This is a genomic window from Streptomyces deserti, assembly GCF_054782695.1.
The window spans coordinates 77,468-97,744 of the sequence record NZ_BAAGRZ010000016.1 but is presented as its reverse complement, the minus strand read 5'-3'; the positions used below and the strand labels follow the sequence as shown (position 1 = coordinate 97,744).

Genomic DNA, 20,277 nt, shown 5'->3' with positions numbered 1-20,277 from the left:
GCGCAGAGGCGGTCACCACGGCGACCACGGAGGCCACCACACCCCTCACAGCGGCCACCACAGCAGCAGTCAGAGCTCTGACCACCGCAGGCAGGGCCTCCGCAGGAGGCATGCCCACCCAGCGCACCGGGACCCGCGGGACCCGGGAGCGGCGCGGACCGGGAGGTCACGGTGAGCGCGCCGTCTCCCACCCCCACCCTCGACGGAGCGCTGCGGGCACAGCCTTCGCCGGGGGCGCTGCCGCCCCGTCCGTCGTCGGCCTCTGTTCGCCGGCCGGGCACGGTCCCCCAACTCGTCCTGGCCCTGGTCTGCGCGACCTACGCCGTCGGTGCCGCGCTCGGCTGGGGCTCGGACCGCCTCGCGCTGATCATGGGCGACTTCGGGCTGAGCGCCGCGGCGGGCACCGCCGCCGTGTCCTGCGTCCTGTACGCCCGCAGCCGCCACACCCGCTTCCGCCCCGCCTGGCTGCTGTTCGGCCTCTCCTCGACGATGGCGGCCCTGGGCAACCTGGTCTGGGGGTGGTACGAGGTCGTCCTGGGGCAGCCCGTGCCCACCCCCTCCTACGCCGACCTGTTCTTCCTGTGCTTCGCGCCGCCTGCCATCGTGGGGCTGCTGGTGCTCGCCAAGCGGCCGGTGACGAAGGCCGGCTGGGTCTGCCTCGCGCTGGACGCCTGGCTGATCGGCGGCTCGCTGCTCACCCTGGCGTGGAGCCTGGCGCTCGCCCAGGCCGCGAAGTCGGAGGGGCCGGAGGTGGCGCACACCGCGCTGTCGCTGGCGTACCCGCTGCTCGACATCGCCCTGGTCAGCATGGTGCTCGCGCTGCACTTCCGTCGCTCGGCGGTGAACCGCACCGCGGTCAACACGGCGGTCGGCGGGCTCGCGTTGACCGTGATGTGCGATGCCCTGTTCATCTCGCCGCTGATGCACGACAGCTACCGCTCCGGCCAGCTCCTCGACGCGGGCTGGTTCGCCGGTTCGCTGCTCCTCGCGTACGCACCGTGGGCGGGGCGCCCGGGCGGACAGCCGGAGGACGAGGGGCACGCGCGCGTGGTGCACGAGCACGTGCCCGGGCAGCGCAGGGGACCGAACCACCACCTGCCCGCGCCGGGAGGCGAGCAGGGCCGGTATCCGGCCGCCCGGCCCATCGCCGGCTCCCTCGCCGCCCTCACGCCGTACCTCGCGGCCGCCGTGTGCACGCTGGGGATCCTCTACAACGTCCTCAACGGCCGCAGCGTCGACCGCGTGGTGCTGATCACCGGCGGCACGGTGGTGCTCGCGCTGGTCGTGCGGCAGGGGATCATGCTGCTCGACAACATCACCCTCACCCAGGAGCTGGCGCAGAAGGAGAACCACTTCCGTTCCCTGGTGCAGGGCTCCAGCGACGTCATCATGATCGCCGCGCCCAACGGCATCCTCCGGTACGTCTCCCCGGCCGCCGCCGGTGTCTACGGCCGCTCCGCGGAGGAGCTGGTGGGGACGGAACTGGCCAACCTCATCCACCCGGAGGACCTGGGCTGCGTCGTGCACGAGGTGCGCCGCTTCCTCGCCGCAGACCCCGTCGAGGAACCCACTACGCGCATCGAGTGCCGCTTCCGGTCCGGCGACGGCGGCTGGCTGAACGTCGAATCGACCATCAACCGCCACCACGGCGGCCTCATCTTCAACAGCCGGGACGTGACCGAAAGAGTGCGGCTGCAGGCGCAGTTGCAGCACAACGCCGAGCACGACCCGCTCACCGACCTGCCCAACCGCGCCCTGTTCACCAAGCGCGTCCAGCAGGCGCTGTCCGGCCGCCGCGCCTCCGACCGGGGCCTCGCCCTGCGCAACACGGCCGTGCTCTTCATCGACCTCGACGGCTTCAAGGCCGTCAACGACACGATCGGGCACCAGGCCGGGGACGAACTGCTCGTCCAGGCCGCCCGCAGACTCCAGGACGCGGTCCGGCAGGGCGACACGGCCTCCCGGCTGGGCGGTGACGAGTTCGCGGCCCTCATCGTCGGGGACAACACACGCGACCGCGCCGCCCGCGAACGGGACATCCTGGAGCTCGCCGACCGCCTGAGGGTGACGCTGTCGCAGCCGTACGTCATCGACGGCAACGATGTCCGCGTCAACGCCTCCATCGGCGTCGCCTTCGCCGAGCCGGGCCTCGGCACGGGTGAGCTGCTGCGCAACGCCGACCTCGCCATGTACCGCGCCAAGGCCGGCGGCAAGGGCCGCGTCGAGCTGTACAAGCCGCAGATGCAGCAGGACGTCGTACGCAAGGCGGAGCTGGCCACGCGTCTGCGTGCGGCACTGCACGACGGCGAGTTCGCGCTGCTGCACCAGCCGGTGGTGTGCCTGGCGGACGGCCGGATCACGTCGGTGTACGCGCAGGCGCGCTGGCGCTCCTCGCAAGGGGTGCTCTTCACGCCCGCGGAGTTCCTGCGCGTGGCCGAGGACAGCGACAAGACGGCCGAGCTGGGCCGGTGGATGCTGGAGGAGGCCGTCGAGCAGGCCGCCGAGCGGCACGCGGCGGGCCAGTCCGTGCCCGTGGTCGTCCGTACGAGCCCCCTCCGACTGCTGGACCGGTCGATGCCGCTCGGCTCGATCGAGGCGCTGCTGACCCGGCACGGACTGCCGCCCGGGTCGCTGGTCATCGAGCTGTCCGACACCGATCCCCGGGTCTGTCTCGACGAGTTGGAGCGCCGCCTGAACGCCCTCAGGCGGGTCGGCGTCCGGATCGCGCTGGACGGGTTCGGCAGCGGCTGCGCGGCGATCACGGCTCTCAGGCGGCTCCCCGTCGACGTGCTGAAACTCGACCGCAGCCTGGTCGAGGGCGTCGTCGAGTCCGCGCGGCTGCACAAGATCACCAGTGGGCTGCTGCGCATCGCCACCGACCTCGGACTGCAGTCCGTGGCCGACGGGGTCGACCAGCCGGAGCAGGTCGTCGCCCTGCGCGCGATGGGGTGCACGCACGGGCAGGGCATGGCGTTCTCCGGGCCGCTGGACGAGTACCGGCTGCGCCGGGCGCTCGGTAACGGCCGCTATCCGGTGCCGCACGGACCGGCGGAGCCCGCGTTCGCGGGCGGCGCCCCGCGGGTGTACACCGGGGGCGTGAACACCGGGGGTGTGTCCGCCGTCATCGGAGGCGGGACCGCCCTGCGTTCACATAATGAGACTCCCGTCCCACCCACTTGACAGTGAGTGCGTGCCGGGGGGAGGGTCTGTGCCATGCGCACCCGAATTCTCGTACTTGGACAGCGCGTCGGCTGACGCTGAGCCCTCGATCGCTCAGCGACCCCACCCGGCGCGCTCCCCTCGCTTGCCTTATGGCACGAGGGGTTTTTTGTTGCACAGGCAGCAGCCGCACTTCTCCCAAACTTCGCAAAAACCCTCAGCATCGAGAAGAGAATGCCGATGACCGAGCAGGCCACCGGGGCCCCTCACCCGCAGCCGCGGCCCCGATCCTCAGGACAGCACTCCGCCCCCGAGCACGTCACGGGCGCGCAGTCCCTCATCCGCTCTCTCGAGGAGGTCGGCGCCGACACGGTATTCGGCATTCCCGGCGGTGCGATCCTTCCGGCCTACGACCCGCTGATGGACTCCACCAGGGTGCGCCACGTCCTGGTCCGCCACGAGCAGGGCGCCGGTCACGCGGCCACCGGCTACGCGCAGGCCACCGGCAAGGTCGGTGTCTGCATGGCGACGTCCGGCCCCGGTGCCACCAACCTGGTCACCCCGATCGCGGACGCCCACATGGACTCGGTGCCGCTGGTCGCGATCACCGGCCAGGTCGCGTCCAAGGCGATCGGCACGGACGCCTTCCAGGAGGCGGACATCGTCGGCATCACCATGCCGATCACCAAGCACAACTTCCTGGTGACCAAGGCGGAGGACATCCCGCGCGTGATCGCGCAGGCGTTCCACATCGCCTCCAGCGGCCGCCCGGGCCCGGTCCTCGTCGACATCGCCAAGGACGCCCTCCAGGCGAAGACCACCTTCTCCTGGCCGCCCACCATGGACCTGCCCGGCTACCGCCCGGTGACCAAGCCGCACGCCAAGCAGATCCGCGAGGCCGCCAAGCTGATCACCCAGGCCCGCCGGCCCGTGCTGTACGTCGGCGGCGGCGTGCTCAAGGCCCGGGCCACCGCCGAGCTGAAGGTCCTCGCCGAGCTGACCGGCGCGCCCGTCACCACCACGCTGATGGCACTCGGCGCGTTCCCCGACAACCACCCGCAGCACCTGGGCATGCCCGGCATGCACGGCTCGGTGGCCGCCGTCACCGCCCTCCAGAAGGCCGACCTGATCGTCGCTCTCGGCGCCCGCTTCGACGACCGTGTCACCGGCAAGCTGGACAGCTTCGCCCCGTTCGCCAAGATCGTCCACGCGGACATCGACCCGGCCGAGATCGGCAAGAACCGCGCCGCCGACGTGCCGATCGTCGGGGACGCCCGCGAGGTCATCGCCGACCTGATCCAGGCCGTGCAGAAGGAGCACAGCGAGGGCCACCAGGGCGACTACACCGCCTGGTGGAGCGACCTCAACCGCTGGCGCGAGACCTACCCGCTCGGCTACGACCAGCCCGACGACGGCTCGCTCTCCCCGCAGCAGGTCATCGAGCGCATCGGCCGGCTCGCCCCCGAGGGCACGATCTTCGCGGCGGGCGTCGGCCAGCACCAGATGTGGGCCGCCCACTTCATCGAGTACGACAAGCCGGGCACCTGGCTGAACTCCGGCGGCGCCGGAACCATGGGCTACGCCGTCCCGGCCGCCATGGGCGCCAAGGCCGGCGCACCGGACCGCACGGTCTGGGCGATCGACGGCGACGGCTGCTTCCAGATGACCAATCAGGAGCTCACCACCTGCGCCCTGAACAACATCCCGATCAAGGTCGCCATCATCAACAACGGCGCCCTCGGGATGGTCCGCCAGTGGCAGACCCTCTTCTACAACCAGCGGTACTCCAACACCGTGCTGCACAGCGGTCCCGAGGCGGACGGCAAGCAGCCGAGCCAGGGCACCCGCGTCCCCGACTTCGTGAAGCTGTCGGAGGCCATGGGCTGCTACGCCATTCGCTGCGAGGACCCCGCCGACCTCGACAAGGTCATCGAAGAGGCGAACTCCATCAACGACCGCCCGGTCGTGGTCGACTTCATCGTCCACGAGGACGCGATGGTCTGGCCGATGGTCGCCGCCGGCACCTCCAACGACGAGATCATGGCCGCCCGGGACGTCCGCCCCGACTTCGGCGACAACGAAGACGACTGACTTCAACAGGCAAGGAAGAGCAACCAGACATGTCCAAGCACACGCTCTCCGTCCTGGTGGAGAACACGCCGGGCATCCTCGCCCGGATCGCCGCACTGTTCTCCCGCCGCGGCTTCAACATCGACTCGCTCGCCGTCGGCGTCACCGAGCACCCCGACATCTCCCGCATCACCATCGTGGTGAACGTCGAGGACCTGCCCCTGGAGCAGGTGACGAAGCAGCTCAACAAGCTCGTCAACGTGCTCAAGATCGTCGAGCTGGACCCGGCGCAGGCCGTGCAGCGCGAACTCGTCCTGGTGAAGGTGCGCGCCGACAACGAGACGCGCTCCCAGATCGTCGAGATCGTCCAGCTGTTCCGCGCCAAGACCGTCGACGTCTCCCCGGAGGCCGTCACCATCGAGGCCACCGGCAGCAGCGACAAGCTGTCCGCGATGCTCAAGATGCTGGAGCCGTACGGCATCAAGGAGCTCGTCCAGTCCGGCACGATCGCGATCGGCCGCGGCGCCCGTTCGATCACGGACCGGTCGCTGCGCGCCCTGGACCGGTCGGCGTAAGGACGCGTTCGGGCGGCCGGGGGATTCCGGCCGCCCGTATTCCGAGACCCCGAAACCTCCCGTCACCCCACCGTCATACGGTGGGACGCAACACCTGCACTCCCAAGGAGAGAACCCAAAGTGGCCGAGCTGTTCTACGACGCCGACGCCGACCTGTCCATCATCCAGGGCCGCAAGGTCGCGGTCATCGGTTACGGCAGCCAGGGCCACGCCCACGCCCTGTCGCTGCGCGACTCCGGCGTCGACGTGCGCGTCGGTCTGCACGAGGGCTCCAGGTCCAAGGCCAAGGCCGAGGAGCAGGGCCTGCGCGTGGTGACCCCCTCCGAGGCCGCCGCCGAGGCCGACGTCATCATGATCCTCGTCCCGGACCCGATCCAGGCCCAGGTCTACGAGGAGCACATCGCCCCGAACCTGAACGACGGCGACGCCCTGTTCTTCGGCCACGGCTTCAACATCCGCTTCGGCTTCATCAAGCCCCCGGCCGGCGTCGACGTCTGCATGGTCGCCCCGAAGGGCCCGGGCCACCTGGTGCGCCGCCAGTACGAGGAGGGCCGCGGCGTTCCCTGTATCGCGGCCGTCGAGCAGGACGCCACGGGCAACGCCTTCGCGCTGGCCCTGTCGTACGCCAAGGGCATCGGCGGCACCCGCGCCGGCGTCATCAAGACGACCTTCACCGAGGAGACCGAGACCGACCTGTTCGGTGAGCAGGCCGTCCTCTGCGGTGGCACGGCCGCGCTGGTCAAGGCGGGCTTCGAGACGCTGACCGAGGCCGGCTACCAGCCGGAGATCGCCTACTTCGAGTGCCTGCACGAGCTGAAGCTGATCGTCGACCTCATGTACGAGGGCGGCCTGGAGAAGATGCGCTGGTCGATCTCCGAGACCGCCGAGTGGGGCGACTACGTCACCGGCCCGCGCATCATCACCGACGCCACCAAGGCCGAGATGAAGAAGGTCCTCGCCGAGATCCAGGACGGCTCGTTCGCCCAGAAGTGGATGGACGAGTACCACGGCGGTCTGAAGAAGTACAACGAGTACAAGCAGCAGGACTCCGAGCACCTGCTGGAGACCACCGGCAAGGAGCTGCGCAAGCTCATGAGCTGGGTCAACGAGGAGGCGTAAGCCGACCGCCCGAAGGGGCCGGAGCAGCATGCTCCGGCCCCTTCGGCGAACCCCGGGTAACGTCGGAGGTATGGCGTTGTCCACCCCGTCCAGCCACAGACGGGTGATCCTTCCGAAGCGGCGCAGGACGATGCCCTCGGCGCCACTACACTGCTGCACTAATACGCGTCAGGCCCACAGCGTCGTGCGTCTTCCACGCGGCCACCACCCCTCCACCGCCTGCGGCCGTCGGGACGGCCGTCCGCAGCACTGGACTTGTGAGGACTCACGTGAGCTCGAAACCCGTCGTACTCATCGCTGAAGAGCTGTCGCCCGCCACCGTCGACGCACTCGGGCCGGACTTCGAGATCCGCCACTGCAACGGAGCGGACCGAGCCGAGCTGCTCCCGGCCATCGCCGACGTGGACGCGATCCTGATCCGTTCGGCCACCAAGGTCGACGCCGAGGCGATCGCCGCCGCGAACAAACTCAAGGTCGTCGCACGAGCCGGCGTCGGCCTGGACAACGTGGACGTCGCCGCCGCCACCAAGGCCGGCGTGATGGTCGTCAACGCCCCCACCTCGAACATCGTGACCGCCGCCGAGCTCGCCTGCGGTCTGATCCTCGCCACCGCCCGCAACATCCCGCAGGCGAATGCCGCGCTGAAGAACGGCGAGTGGAAGCGCAGCAAGTACACGGGCGTCGAGCTGGCGGAGAAGACCCTGGGTGTCGTGGGTCTGGGCCGGATCGGCGCCCTCGTCGCACAGCGCATGTCGGCCTTCGGCATGAAGGTCGTCGCCTACGACCCCTACGTGCAGCCCGCCCGGGCCGCGCAGATGGGCGTGAAGGTGCTGTCGCTGGACGAGCTGCTCGAGGTCTCCGACTTCATCACCGTGCACCTGCCGAAGACCCCCGAGACGCTGGGCCTGATCGGCGAGGAGGCGCTGCGCAAGGTCAGGCCGAGCGTGCGCATCATCAACGCGGCGCGCGGCGGGATCGTCGACGAGGAGGCGCTGTACTCCGCCCTCAAGGAGGGCAGGGTCGCCGGTGCCGGCCTCGACGTGTACGCGAAGGAGCCGTGCACGGACTCGCCGCTGTTCGAGTTCGACCAGGTGGTGTGCACCCCGCACCTCGGCGCGTCGACGGACGAGGCGCAGGAGAAGGCCGGTATCGCCGTCGCCAGGTCGGTGCGGCTCGCCCTCGCCGGTGAGCTGGTCCCGGACGCGGTGAACGTGCAGGGCGGTGTCATCGCCGAGGACGTCAAGCCGGGCCTGCCGCTCGCCGAGCGGCTCGGCCGGATCTTCACCGCGCTCGCCGGTGAGGTCGCGGTCCGCCTGGACGTCGAGGTGTACGGCGAGATCACCCAGCACGACGTGAAGGTGCTGGAGCTGTCCGCCCTCAAGGGTGTCTTCGAGGACGTCGTCGACGAGACGGTGTCGTACGTCAACGCCCCGCTGTTCGCCCAGGAGCGCGGTGTCGAGGTGCGGCTGACCACCAGCTCCGAGTCGCCCGACCACCGCAACGTCGTCACCGTGCGCGGCACCCTCGCCGACGGCGAGGAGGTCTCGGTCTCCGGCACGCTGGCCGGCCCGAAGCACCTGCAGAAGATCGTCGCGGTCGGCGACTACGACGTCGACCTCGCGCTCGCCGACCACATGGTCGTGCTGAAGTACGAGGACCGGCCGGGTGTCGTCGGCACCGTCGGCCGCATCCTCGGCGAGTCGGGCATCAACATCGCCGGGATGCAGGTGTCGCGGGCGGCGGCCGGTGGCGAGGCGCTCGCGGTGCTCACCGTCGACGACACGGTGCCGCAGGCTGTGCTGACCGAGGTCGCCGCGGAGATCGGGGCGACCTCGGCCCGGTCGGTGAACCTGGTCTGATCTGATCTGATCTGATCTGATCTGATCCGATCTGAACTGATCTGAACTGATCTGATCGACGCGGACGCCGGGCGGGCTGAGGAACCTCAGCCCGCCCGGCGTCCGCCGTATGCCGTCCGTGTCAGACGGCCACCTTCTCCGGCTCCGGCGCCGCGGGCTCCGGCACCCGCCGCAGCGTCACCACCGCCAGCCCCGCCGCGCCCACCAGCAGCACCACACCCGTGATCGCCGCTCCGTGCATTCCGCTGGTGAACGCCTCCCGCGCCGCAGTCGCCAGGGCGTCGCCCGCGCGGTCCGGCAGCCGGTCGGCGACGGCCAGGGCGCCGCCCAGCGTCTCCCGGGCCGCGGCGGGCGCCGAGGACGGCATCTCGTGGCGGTAGACCGCCATACCGATGGAGCCGAGGAACGCCATGCTCAGTGCGCCGCCGAACTCCGTGCCTGTCTCCAGCAGGGACGAGGCCGCGCCCGCCCTCTCCACCGGGGCGGCGCTCATGACCAGGTCGGCCAGCTGGGACATGACGGCGACGACCCCGGAGGCCAGGACACCGCAGGCGGCCAGCAGCAGCCAGAGGGAGTCCGTGCCGGTCAGGGCCAGCATCGCGTAGCCGCACGCGGTGACCGCGAAGCCTCCGCCGACGACGTACGCACGGGGCACGCCCCGCTGGACGAGCTGGGCCGTGACGGGGCCCGTGAAGCCGATGAGCACCGACGGCAGCAGGCTCCACAGCGCGGCCTCCAGGGGGCTCTTGCCCAGCACGGACTGGATGTACTGCGTCGTGAAGTAGGCCGAGCCCATCATGCCGAACGCGGCGACGAGGTTGAGGACGACCGCCGGGGTGAAGCCGTGGCCCCGGAACAGCGCCGGGGAGATCAGCGGGGAGGCCGCCGTGCGCTGCCGGTGGACGAACAGGGCGGCGAAGAGCAGACCGACCGTCACGGACACGACGTATCGCACGTTCCAGCCCTGCGACGCGATCTCCTTCAGACCGTAGATCACGGGCAGCACGGCGGCCATCGACAGCGGCACCCCCAGCAGGTCGAAGCGGCCGGGCCGGGGGTTCTTCGACTCCGGGAGCAGGACCGGGCCGAGGATCAGCAGCAGCACCATCGCGGGCAGGTTGACCAGGAAGACCGAACCCCACCAGAAGTGCTCGACGAGGACTCCGCTCATCACCGAGCCGAGCGCGATGCCGGCCGTCATCACGCCGGACCACAGGCCGATCGCCTGCGCGCGCTGGCCGGGATCCGTGAACATCGTGCGGACCAGCGCCATCGTCGACGGCATCAGGGTCGCGCCGCCGATGCCGAGGACCGCGCGGGCCGCGGTGAGGGCCTCGGCGCTGTTCGCGTACGCCGCCGTCAGGGAGGCGGCGCCGAAGGCGGCCGCGCCGATCAGCAGCAGCCGGCGGCGGCCGATGCGGTCGCCGAGCGAACCCATCGTCATCAGCAGGCCGGCCAGGACGAAGCCGTAGATGTCGAAGATCCACAGCTGCTGGGTGCCGCTCGGCTCCAGGTCCGCGCTGATCTCGGGGATCGCGAAGTAGAGGACGGAGACGTCCATGGAGACCAGCAGCAGCGGGAGCATCAGCACGCCGAGCGCGGTCCATTCGCGGCGGCCGGCGCGGACGGGCGGGGTGGTGCTCGTCGGGTTCGTCGTCATGCCGGTGAATGTACGCACGTCTTAAACGCTTGTCTAGTACGATCGTATAAAACGGTCGTATGGGACGTCTGTATGCATCGGAGTAGGGTGGGCTCATGGGACACCGTGAGGATCTGCTGGAGGGCGCCAAGCGCTGCCTGCTGGCCAAGGGCTTCGCGCGCACGACGGCGCGCGACATCGTCAAGGAGTCGGGGACCAACCTGGCGTCGATCGGCTACCACTACGGCTCGAAGGACGCCTTGCTCGCGCAGGCGTACGTGTCGCTGGTCGAGGGGATGGGCGGCGCCTTCGAGGGCGACGGCGGCGTCGAGAGCACCACCGAGCCCGGCTCCCTGGAACGGTTCCAGGAGGTGTGGGCGAACGTCATCGGCACCATGCGGGAGCCCGGTTCGATGTGGCACCTCAGCATGGAGATCGTGACCATGGGCGACCAGATGCCCGAGGTCCGCGACCATCTGGCGCGCGCCCAGCGGGAGGCCGGGCGCGGGTTCATCCCGCTGCTCATGGGCGGACGGGAGGAGGATGTGTCCGACGAGGTCGCGGACACCCTCGGCAAGTTCTACATGACCGTGATGACCGGGCTCATCGCCCAGTGGATCTTCGATCCGAAGACCGCGCCCAGCGCGGAGGAACTCACCGCAGGGCTGCGTCAGGTGATCGAGGCCGCCACTCGGAGGTGACGCGCCCGTCGGCCATCTCGACCACCCGGTCCGCGAAGTGCCGTACGAGTGCCCGGTCGTGGCAGATGAACAGGTAGCCGAGACCGAGGTCGTCCTGGAGGTCGGCGAGCAGGTTGAGCACGCCGGCCCGGACCGAGGGGTCGAGGGAGGAGACCGGCTCGTCGAGGATCAGCAGGCGTGGGTCGGACGCCAACGCGCGTGCGATTCCGGCGCGTTGGCACTGCCCGCCGGAGAGCTCGTGCGGCCGGCGCTCGCCGTACGATGGGTCCAGGCCGACCCGGTCGAGGAGTTCGGCGACCCGGGCCGGGCCGTCGGTGGGGTGCCAGCGGCCCTGCACCCTCAGCGGTTCCGCGATCGCGTCCCGGATGCGGTGGCGGGGGCTCAACGACCCGTACGGGTCCTGGAAGACCGGCTGCATGCGGGGGCGCAACGGGCGCAGCTCGCGCTCGGTGAGCTTCGTCAACTCCCGTCCCTCGAAGCGCACTTCGCCTGCCTGAGGGCGACGCAGCTGGAGGACCGCCAGCGCCGTGGAGGACTTGCCGCAGCCGGAGGGGCCGTTCAGGGCGAGGGTCTCACCTGCGGCCAGGGAGAAGGAGATGCCGTGCACGGCGGTGACGGAGCCGTAGCGGACGACGAGGTCGCGTACGTCGAGCAGGGGGTGTAGGGGATCACTCATGCGGGCTGCCGCTCCTGGAGGAACAACTCGGTGGCCGGGTGGGGGAGTTCTTCCCAGCGGTGGCATGCCACCAGGCGTCCGGCCGCCTGCCGCGGTCCCGGTTCCGTCTCGTGGCAGGCGTCCGCCGCGAGCGGGCAGCGCGGGGCGAACGCGCAGCCCGGCGGCAGAGCGCCCGGGGCGGGCGGGGTGCCGCGCAGGGCGGGCAGGCGGTGGCCGGGCGGTGCGTGCCGCGGGAGGGAGGCGAGCAGGCCCGCCGTGTAGGGGGCCCGGGGGCGGCCCAGCACCTCGTCCGCCGGGCCGAGTTCGGTGAGACGTCCGGCGTACATGACCAGGACGCGGTCCGCGTGCTCGCGTACGACGTCCATGTCGTGCGTGACCAGGACGAGCGCCGCGCCGACCGCTGCACGCTGCTCGGCCAGCACCCGCAGCACCTGGTCGCGGCGGTCCTCGTCCAGCGCGGTGGTGGGTTCGTCGGCGACGACGAGCTCGGGCTCGTTGATCGTCACCATGGCGATCACCGCCCGCTGCCGCATGCCGCCGGAGTACTCGTGCGGGTACGCCCGTGCCGTGCGGGCGGCGTCCGGGATGCCGACGCGGTCCAGGGCCGCGACCGCGCGGGCCCGGGCCTCCTTGCGGGAGACGCGCGCCACCGACCGTACGGCGGCGGCGAGTTGATCGCCCACGGGGTGAACGGGGGAGAGGGCGGACAGGGCGTCCTGGGGGACGAGGGAGATGCGGCGCCCACGGTGGGCGGAGAGGTCCGGCGATATCGTCCCGCTCGTTGTGGCGCCGCGCGGCAGCATGCCGAGCAGGGCCCGGGCCGTGAGGGACTTGCCCGCGCCCGACTCGCCGACGATCGCGAGCACTTCGCGCGGACGGACGTCGAAGGAGAGGCCGCGTACGGCCTCGACGCCGTCGAAGGCGATGCGCAGTTCGCGTACCGAGAGCAGGACGTCAGACACCGACGGGAGTCTCCTTCTTCGTGACGCGCGTGTTCGTGGCGCGCGTGGCCTTCCGGCCCTGGGCGACCGCCGCCCCCGACACCGCCAGCCCCGCCAGCAGGGCCAGCGCCACCGCCGGGGCGAGGGCGGCCCACGGAGCGCGTTCCACGTAGGCGCGGGACTCCTCCAGCAGCAGGCCCCACTCGGGGGCGGGCGGCTGGGCGCCCAGGCCCAGGAAGCCCAGGGACGCCAGGGCCAGGGCGATGCCGGGCAGGCGCAGCAAGGCGTGGCGGGCCACCGGCGCGGCGACGGACGGCAGGACGTGCCGGGTGAGGATCCACAACGGGCCGGCCCCGATGGCCCGTTGGGCGGTCAGGAACGCCGATGCCCGCACCTCCTGAACCAGCGCCGCCGCGTGCGCGGACAGCGCCGGCCAGGAGATCAGGGCGACCGCGAGGGCCGCGCCGCCGGTGCCGGGTCCGACGGCCGCCGCGACCAGGATGCCGACGATCACCGGGGGCAGGGCGTTGGCGATGTCCGCCGCGCCCGCCGCGATACGGGGGACGAAGCCCAGCGCCAGCGCGGTCACCAGGGCGAACAGGCAGATGACGGCGGACGTGCCGACCGTCGAGGCGGCGCCGTGGCCGAGCCGGGCGAGGACGTCGCGGCCGAGGGCGTCCGTGCCGAGCGGGTGCGCCCAGGAGGGGGCGGCGAGGCGGGCGGTCGTCTCCACCGTGTACGGATCGCGCAGCAGGCCCCAGCCGATGGAGAGCAGCAGGACGGCGGCGAGCACCAGCGGGATCGCGGGGTGCGCGCGGACCGGGCGGGCCGGGGGCAGCGTCAGTCCGGCGTCGCGCAGGGCGGGGCCCAGCAGCCGGCGCCGCAGCAGCGCGGCCAGCGCGCCCGCGACCAGGCCGAGCAGCAGCAGGGCGAGGACCGAACCCTGGAGCAGCGGCAGATCCTGCGACTTGGCCGCGCCGAGGGCGCTGCGCCCGATGCCGGGCACCGCGAACACCACCTCCACCGCGACCGCGCCGCCGGTCAGGCCGACGGCGACCATGCCGAACTGCGGTACCAGCGGCGGCAGCACGCGCCGCAGCGCGGCCCCCGCGATCCGGGGCCGGCTCACCCCGGCGCCCCGCCACAGCTCCACCCACCGTTCGTCGAGCACGGCGGGCAGCGCGTCCGCGACCAGCCGGCCGAGCAGACCGCCCGCCGGGACGCCCAGGGCGATCGCGGGCAGGACCAGGTTCTCGGGGCCCGCCCAGCCGGACGTCGGCAGCCATCCCAGCCACACGCCGCACACCAGCAGCGCGATGACGGCCAGCAGGAACTCGGGCACGGCGGCCAGCATGGCGGCGAACGCCCCGGCCGAGCCGCGTCCCCGGACCAGTACGGGCGCCACCAGCGCGGCGGCCAGCAGCAACGCCACGCCGAGCGCCGCGCCCATCAGGCCCAGCGAGACCTGCAGGCCGGAGACGACGGACGGCAGGACATCGGTGCCCGACACCCAGGAGGTGCCGAGGTCGCCGCGCAGCAGGCCGGCCGCCCACTTGCCCAGCAGGGAAAGGGGACCGGCGTCCAGGCCGAGGTCCTCGCGGATCGCGGACAGGGCCTCGTCGGTCGCCTCCTGCTCCGCCGACCGGGCACGCAGCACGGTGAGCGCCGGGTCCTTGTGGGAGAGCCAGGGCAGCAGGCCGACGGTGGCCAGGACGGCGACGAGACAGACCAGGCGGGTCAGCCCGGCCCAACTGACCACCTTCCTCGCTACGGCCTTCACTTGACGTACGTGTCCGCGGTGACGAGCTCACGCTCGCGCGGGTCGTGCGCGGCGTTCACGACACCGGCGGCGTCGCCCTGGATGACGCGCTCATGCAGCATCGGGACGGCCGCGTCCTCGGCGAGCACGGCGGCCTCGGCCTCGATGATCGCCTTGCGGCGGTCGTCCCCGACGGGGGTCGCGGCGGCCTTCTTCAGCGCCGCGTCGACCTCCTTGTCGGAGAACTGCGAGAGGTTGAAGGTGCCGTCGGAGGCGAAGTCGCTGTAGAGGTAGGCGGCCGGGTCTCCCGAGTCCAGGACGGTGGCCCGGGAGAGGATGAACGCGTCGAACTTGCCCGCGAGCACGTCGGACTCGATGTTCGCGTACTCACGGACGTCGAGCTTCACCTTGAACCCGGCCTTCTGGAGCTGCTGCTGCAGCGCGGCGGCGACCTCGGGCATCTCGGAGCGGTCGGTGTACGTGCCGACGGTGATGGTCTTCCCGGCGGGGTCGCCGGCCTTGGCGGCCCGTGTGACGGGCCTCCGCAGCTCGGCCGCCCACGGAAGCGCCGGTCCCAGCAGGCCCTTGGCGACATCGGCGCGTCCCTCGTACACGCCCTTGACGATCGCCTCCGCGTCGATCGCCTCGCGGGCCGCCGCCCGCAGCGCGGGCTCCGTGAAGGCACCCTTCTCGGTGTTCAGGTAGAGCGTGTTGGTGCGCGGCATCGGGACCTCGGTGATCAGGTCCTGGTCGAGGACGGCGGCCTGCGAGACCGGTATCGCCTCGACGATGTCGGCCTCGCCGCTGCGCAGGGCGGCGGCGCGGGCGGTGCCGTCCGGCACGAACTTCACGTCGATGCCGGGGGCCTTGGCCTTCTTGCCCCAGTAGTCGTCGTAGCGGTCGAGGCCGGCGGAGGAGGTGCCGTTGACCTTCGTCAGCTCGAAGGGGCCGGTGCCGGCACCGACCGGGTCGACCGTCTTCCCCTTGTACGCCTTGGGCGCCAGGATCGACAGCTGAGGGGAGCTCAGCCGCTGCGGGACCAGGGGGTCCTCGGTGGCGGTGGTGACGGTGACTGTGTTTCCACCGTTTCCGCCGTTTCCGCCGGCCTTCGCGGTCAGGTCCACGCCGTCGAGGATGCGGGGCTTGGGGGAGGCGGTGGCGGCCTTGGTGAGGGAGTTGACGACGGCCTCGGCGGTGAGCTCGGTGCCGTCGTGGAAGGTGACGCCGTCGCGGAGGGTGAAGGTCCAGGTCCTGCCGGACTGCGTCCACTTGGTGGCGAGCGCGGGCCGGGCATCGCCCTCGGCGTCCAGCTTCACCAGCGTCTCGGCGGTGGACCAGCGGGAAAGCTTGAACGCGTCGTCGGAGAGCGGGGACAGGCCCGAGCGCGGGGGCTGCAGCATCGCCACGCGGATGCGCTTGCCGTCGCCGGAGGCGGCCCCTTCGGTGCCGGCCGAGGAGAAGCAGCCGGTCAGCAGGGCGGAGGCCGCGGTGACCGCGGAGAGCGGAAGGAGACGGGCGGGGACGCGCACGGGACACTCCGTAAAGGGTGGTTAAAGGTTGAACGCGCCACGACCGTAGCATGATGACAATCGTTTTCAGAAGCGCCGACCGGGCCGACTGGATCACACCGGTCCGGTCACAGCCGCGCCCCCTTGAGCGCCATGTGCAGCAGCAGCCGGTCCTCCCCGTCGTCCAGGTCCAGGCCCGTGAGCTTCTCGACGCGGGAGAGGCGGTAGTACAGGGTTTGGCGGTGGATGCCCAGTTCGGCGGCGGTGCGGCCGGCCTGGCCGGCGCAGTCGAGGTACACCTCGGCGGTGCGGGCGAGTTCGCGGTGCGCGGGGGAGAGGAGGGCGCGGACGGCGGGGTCGTGGGCGGCCTGCGGGGGCAGGGCCGTGAGGAGGCGGAACGGGCCGATCGACGTCCACTCGGCGACCGGGCCGAACCGGGGCTCGGCCAGGGCCGCGCGCGCCGCCGCGGACGCCTCGCGCCAGGCCGCGCCCAGGTCGGCGAGGCCGGTGCGGGGGGCGGCGATTCCGGCGGCTGCGGCGGTGCTTCCGGCAGCTGTGGGGTCGGTGCTGTTGGCTGACCGGCCGGCCGGTCCGGCCGGGATGCCGGGGCGTGCCCGCTCCAGCAGCCGCGAAGCCGCCGAGATCGCCGGGGTCAGTACGTCCGTCGATCGCAGCCGCATCAGCAGTGCCAGGCACTGGCCCGTCGTAGCCCACGGCACCGTGCACAGTGCCGTCGCCCCCGGCACCGTACGGACCGACGGGGCGTCGTCCGGGTCGGCCGAGGGCCAGGGCGCCACGCACACCACCGTGTGAAGCCCGTCGGCACGCGCCCCGAGGGCGGTGCGCAGCTCGGCGATCGCCATGTCCCGCTGCCAGTCGCGCTCGGCGGTGAGAACCGCCCGCAGCTCCCTGCTGAGATCCGCGCCGTGCTGCGCCTCGTCGGCGAGCAGCGCGCCGATCCGGGCCGTGACCCGCATGGCGGCCTCCAGTTGCCGCTCGCTCGGCCCCGGGTCGCCGTCCAGCAGCCAGACGTAGCCGTGGACGACACCGCGATGGCGTACCGGGAGGCAGATACGGCCCCGGTACACCCCGGCCTCCTGCGACGGCGGGATACGGACCGGGCCGATGGCCCGCGTGATGCCGAAGCCCTCGAACCAGGCGCGGACCGCGGCCGTCGAGCGGCGGGTCAGGATCGAGCGGGTGCGCACCGGGTCCAGCGCCGACGGATCGAGGTCGCCCTCACTGTCGTACGCGCCGAAGGCGATCAGCTCGAAGTCGCGGTTCTCCAGCGTGGCCGGTGCGCCGAGCAGCTCCGAGATCTCGTCGACCAGCTCCTGATAGTCGCCCGCGTAGTTAAAAGGTGCACCATCCGACGTCACCCGGGCATTCTCCCCCATGACCGCGCGGCCTTCATACATCTGTCTGAGATCTGCGGCACGGATGCGTGACAGCTGTCGATGGCCGACGATCGGAGGGATCCTTAGGTTTCACGGTGGTTCTCCGTGCCGTACCCGGAACATCACCTTCGGGGTTCGGCCATCTGCTGCTTGTCTGTGGAGGTGCCCCGTGCTGGGTCCCGTGATTCTCGCCGCGTCGCGCAGCGACCGGATGCGACGCCTGATCTCGGCGGCCCCGGGAACCAGGCAGGTCGTCGACCGCTTCATCCCCGGCGAGACGGTCGACGAGATCCTGCCGGTCATCCAGGAGCTGACCGGCCGGGGCCTGGAGCTGACGATGGACGTCGTCGGCGAGGACATCACCACCCCCGGGCAGGCCGCCGCCGCCCGCGACGCGTACCTGGAGCTGATCGACCGGCTCAAGCCGCTGGAGCTCGGCCCCCGCGCCGAGCTGTCGGTGAAGCTGTCGATGTTCGGGCAGGCCCTCCCCGACGGCCACGAGCTGGCGCTGAAGAACGTCCGCCCGGTCGTCGAGGCCGCCGCCGAGATCGGCACCACGGTCACCCTGGACGCGGAGGACCACACCACCCTCGACTCGATGTTCGCCATCCACGAGGAGCTGCGGAAGGACTTCCCACAGACCGGCTGCGTCATCCAGGCCTACCTGTTCCGCACCGAGGCCGACGCCCGCCGCCTCGCGGCCGACGGCAGCCGGGTGCGGCTGGTCAAGGGTGCGTACAAGGAGCCCGCGTCCGTCGCGTACCAGGACAAGCACGAGACCGACAAGGCGTACGTGCGCATCCTGCGGACGCTGATGGACGGCGAGGGGTACCCGATGATCGGGTCCCACGACCCGCGGCTGATCTCCATCGGCCAGGAGCTCGCCCACCGCGCCGGGCGCAAACTGGACGAGTACGAGTTCCAGATGCTGTACGGCATCCGCACCGACGAGCAGCTGCGGCTCGCCGCCGAGGGCCACCGCGTGCGCGTGTACACGGCGTACGGCACCGACTGGTACGGCTACTTCATGCGCCGCCTCGCGGAGAAGCCGGCGAACCTCCGCTTCTTCGCACGCTCGATCCTCACCAAGGGCTGAGCCCGACACACCGCTCACCGCTCACTAAGGAGTTACGGAACCCATGGACGCTGTGACCCAGGTCCCCACCCCCGTCAACGAGCCGGTGCACGGCTACGCCCCCGGCTCGCCCGAGCGCGCCCGGCTGGAGGCCAAGCTGAAGGAGCTGGCCGAGAACCCGATCGACCTGCCCTGCACCATCGGCGGGGAGAAGCGGATGGGCGGCGGCGAGGCCTTCGAGGTCGTCCAGCCGCACAACCACAAGGCCGTGCTCGGCACGTACCGCAACGCCACCCGGCAGGACGCCCAGGACGCCATCGACGCGGCCCTGGCCGCCGCGCCCGCCTGGCGCGCCATGTCCTTCGACGACCGCGCGGCGATCATCCTGCGCGCCGCCGAGCTGCTGGCGGGCCCGTGGCGCGAGACGCTGGCCGCCTCCACCATGCTCGGCCAGTCCAAGACCGCCCAGCAGGCCGAGATCGACACCCCCTGCGAGCTGGTCGACTTCTGGCGCTTCAACGTCCACTACGCCCGCCAGATCCTGGCCGAGCAGCCCCCGGCCAACTCCCCGGGCGTCTGGAACCGCCTCGACCACCGGCCGCTGGAGGGCTTCGTCTACGCGATCACGCCGTTCAACTTCAGCGCCATCGCGGGCAACCTGCCGACGGCCCCGGCCCTGATGGGCAACGTGGTCGTCTGGAAGCCGTCGCCGACCCAGACCCACGCGGCCGTCCTCCTCATGCGGCTGCTGGAGGAGGCGGGCCTGCCCAAGGGCGTCATCAACCTTCTCACCGGTGACGGCATCGAGGTCTCCGAGGTCGCCCTGGAGCACCGCGACCTCGCCGGCATCCACTTCACAGGCTCGACCAAGACCTTCCAGTACCTGTGGAAGACGGTCGGCGCCAACATCGAGAAGTACCGCTCGTACCCGCGCATCGTCGGCGAGACCGGCGGCAAGGACTTCCTCGTCGCCCACCCGAGCGCCGACCCCGCCGTGCTGAAGACGGCCCTGACCCGCGGTGCCTTCGAGTACCAGGGCCAGAAGTGCTCGGCCACCTCCCGGGCGTACATCCCGGCGTCGATCTGGAACTCCGGCTTCAAGGAGGAGTTCGCCGCCGAGGTCGACGGCATCAAGATGGGCGACGTCACCGACCTGTCCAACTTCATCGGCGCCGTCATCGACGAGCGTGCCTTCGCCAAGAACAAGGCCGCCATCGACCGCGCCAAGGAGGACCCGGCCTGCACGATCGTCGCGGGCGGCTCCTACGACGACTCGGTCGGCTACTTCGTCCGCCCGACCGTCATCGAGTGCACCGACCCGGACAACGAGGTCTTCCGCACCGAGTACTTCGGCCCGGTCCTCGCCGTGCACGTCTACGAGGACGACAAGTACGAGGAGATGCTGACGCAGATGGAGTCGGTGGCGGACTACGCGCTGACCGGCTCGGTGATCGCGAACGACCGTGCGGCGGCGGCCTACACGGCCGAGAAGCTGCGCTACGCGGCCGGCAACTTCTACATCAACGACAAGTCGACCGGCGCCGTCGTCGGCCAGCAGCCCTTCGGCGGCGGCCGCGGCTCCGGCACCAACGACAAGGCCGGCGCCCCGCAGAACCTGCAGCGCTGGACCCTGACCCGCGCCATCAAGGAGACGCTGGTCCCGCCGACCGACTACACCTACCCGCACATGGGCTGAGACCCCCGGGCGATGACGGGCCAGGTCGTGCGACCTGGCCCGTCCGCGTGTCCGCCGGACGGACTGCCGTCATGACCGGGGCGAAGACCGAGTTCGAAGTCCG

General features: G+C 71.5%; 14 protein-coding genes. 8 read left to right on the top strand and 6 right to left on the bottom strand.

All coding sequences use genetic code 11. The annotated features are described in order from the left end of the window. The first annotated feature begins 171 nt into the window (after window positions 1-171). The 5 genes from ACYVMZ_RS24630 to serA all read left to right on the top strand — a co-directional run bounded on the left by ACYVMZ_RS24630 (window position 172) and on the right by serA (window position 8,782). Window positions 172-3,180 carry a putative bifunctional diguanylate cyclase/phosphodiesterase gene (locus tag ACYVMZ_RS24630; RefSeq protein WP_461083158.1) on the top strand — a complete coding sequence of 1,003 codons (3,009 nt, stop codon included), beginning with the start codon at window positions 172-174 and terminating at the stop codon, window positions 3,178-3,180. A gap of 219 nt (window positions 3,181-3,399) precedes the next feature. Then, window positions 3,400-5,250, top strand: coding sequence for an acetolactate synthase large subunit (locus tag ACYVMZ_RS24625; protein WP_461083156.1), 1,851 nt, complete (start codon window positions 3,400-3,402; stop codon window positions 5,248-5,250). Window positions 5,251-5,279: 29 nt separating this feature from the next. Beyond that, a complete protein-coding gene (ilvN, locus tag ACYVMZ_RS24620) occupies window positions 5,280-5,804 on the top strand; it encodes an acetolactate synthase small subunit (protein ID WP_344605993.1) in 525 nt (174 codons plus the stop codon). Between the two features lie 120 nt (window positions 5,805-5,924). Then, complete coding sequence (gene ilvC / locus ACYVMZ_RS24615; RefSeq protein WP_461083154.1) at window positions 5,925-6,923, top strand: ketol-acid reductoisomerase; 999 nt, start codon at window positions 5,925-5,927, stop codon at window positions 6,921-6,923. A gap of 269 nt (window positions 6,924-7,192) precedes the next feature. Next, on the top strand, window positions 7,193-8,782 hold the full coding sequence (gene serA, locus ACYVMZ_RS24610; RefSeq protein WP_461083152.1) for a phosphoglycerate dehydrogenase: 1,590 nt from the start codon (window positions 7,193-7,195) through the stop codon (window positions 8,780-8,782). Window positions 8,783-8,903: 121 nt separating this feature from the next. Here the strand turns inward: serA and ACYVMZ_RS24605 are convergent, their stop codons facing one another. Then, window positions 8,904-10,442: an MFS transporter gene (locus ACYVMZ_RS24605; protein WP_461083150.1), complete on the bottom strand. Its 1,539-nt coding sequence runs from the start codon at window positions 10,440-10,442 to the stop codon at window positions 8,904-8,906. Window positions 10,443-10,537: 95 nt separating this feature from the next. Here ACYVMZ_RS24605 and ACYVMZ_RS24600 point away from each other — a divergent pair, with 95 nt between their 5' ends. Beyond that, window positions 10,538-11,122: a TetR/AcrR family transcriptional regulator gene (locus tag ACYVMZ_RS24600; protein ID WP_461083148.1), complete on the top strand. Its 585-nt coding sequence runs from the start codon at window positions 10,538-10,540 to the stop codon at window positions 11,120-11,122. Here the strand turns inward: ACYVMZ_RS24600 and ACYVMZ_RS24595 are convergent. The 5 genes from ACYVMZ_RS24595 to ACYVMZ_RS24575 form a co-directional block, all read right to left on the bottom strand. Continuing rightward, window positions 11,076-11,798, bottom strand: coding sequence for an ATP-binding cassette domain-containing protein (locus tag ACYVMZ_RS24595; RefSeq protein WP_461083146.1), 723 nt, complete (start codon window positions 11,796-11,798; stop codon window positions 11,076-11,078). The two genes, ACYVMZ_RS24600 and ACYVMZ_RS24595, sit on opposite strands and share 47 nt — an antisense overlap. After that, on the bottom strand, window positions 11,795-12,760 hold the full coding sequence (locus ACYVMZ_RS24590; RefSeq protein WP_461083144.1) for an ABC transporter ATP-binding protein: 966 nt from the start codon (window positions 12,758-12,760) through the stop codon (window positions 11,795-11,797). Before ACYVMZ_RS24590 ends, ACYVMZ_RS24595 begins: the two co-directional genes overlap by 4 nt. Beyond that, complete coding sequence (locus tag ACYVMZ_RS24585; protein WP_461083142.1) at window positions 12,753-14,519, bottom strand: ABC transporter permease subunit; 1,767 nt, start codon at window positions 14,517-14,519, stop codon at window positions 12,753-12,755. The genes ACYVMZ_RS24590 and ACYVMZ_RS24585 overlap by 8 nt, the downstream gene beginning before the upstream one ends. Then, the gene (locus tag ACYVMZ_RS24580; protein ID WP_461083140.1) at window positions 14,516-16,027 is read right to left on the bottom strand and encodes an ABC transporter substrate-binding protein; all 1,512 of its coding nucleotides are present in this window, start codon (window positions 16,025-16,027) and stop codon (window positions 14,516-14,518) included. Before ACYVMZ_RS24580 ends, ACYVMZ_RS24585 begins: the two co-directional genes overlap by 4 nt. 107 nt (window positions 16,028-16,134) lie before the next feature. Next, window positions 16,135-17,403 (bottom strand): PucR family transcriptional regulator, encoded by a 1,269-nt coding sequence (locus ACYVMZ_RS24575; RefSeq protein ID WP_461083138.1) that lies wholly within the window; start codon window positions 17,401-17,403, stop codon window positions 16,135-16,137. A 169-nt stretch (window positions 17,404-17,572) separates the two neighbouring features. Between ACYVMZ_RS24575 and ACYVMZ_RS24570 the strand changes: the two genes are divergently transcribed. Together ACYVMZ_RS24570 and pruA are read left to right on the top strand one after the other, a co-directional pair. After that, a complete protein-coding gene (locus ACYVMZ_RS24570) occupies window positions 17,573-18,499 on the top strand; it encodes a proline dehydrogenase family protein (RefSeq protein WP_461083136.1) in 927 nt (308 codons plus the stop codon). A 43-nt stretch (window positions 18,500-18,542) separates the two neighbouring features. After that, window positions 18,543-20,174: an L-glutamate gamma-semialdehyde dehydrogenase gene (gene pruA / locus ACYVMZ_RS24565; RefSeq protein WP_461083134.1), complete on the top strand. Its 1,632-nt coding sequence runs from the start codon at window positions 18,543-18,545 to the stop codon at window positions 20,172-20,174. The last annotated feature ends 103 nt before the right edge of the window (window positions 20,175-20,277 follow it).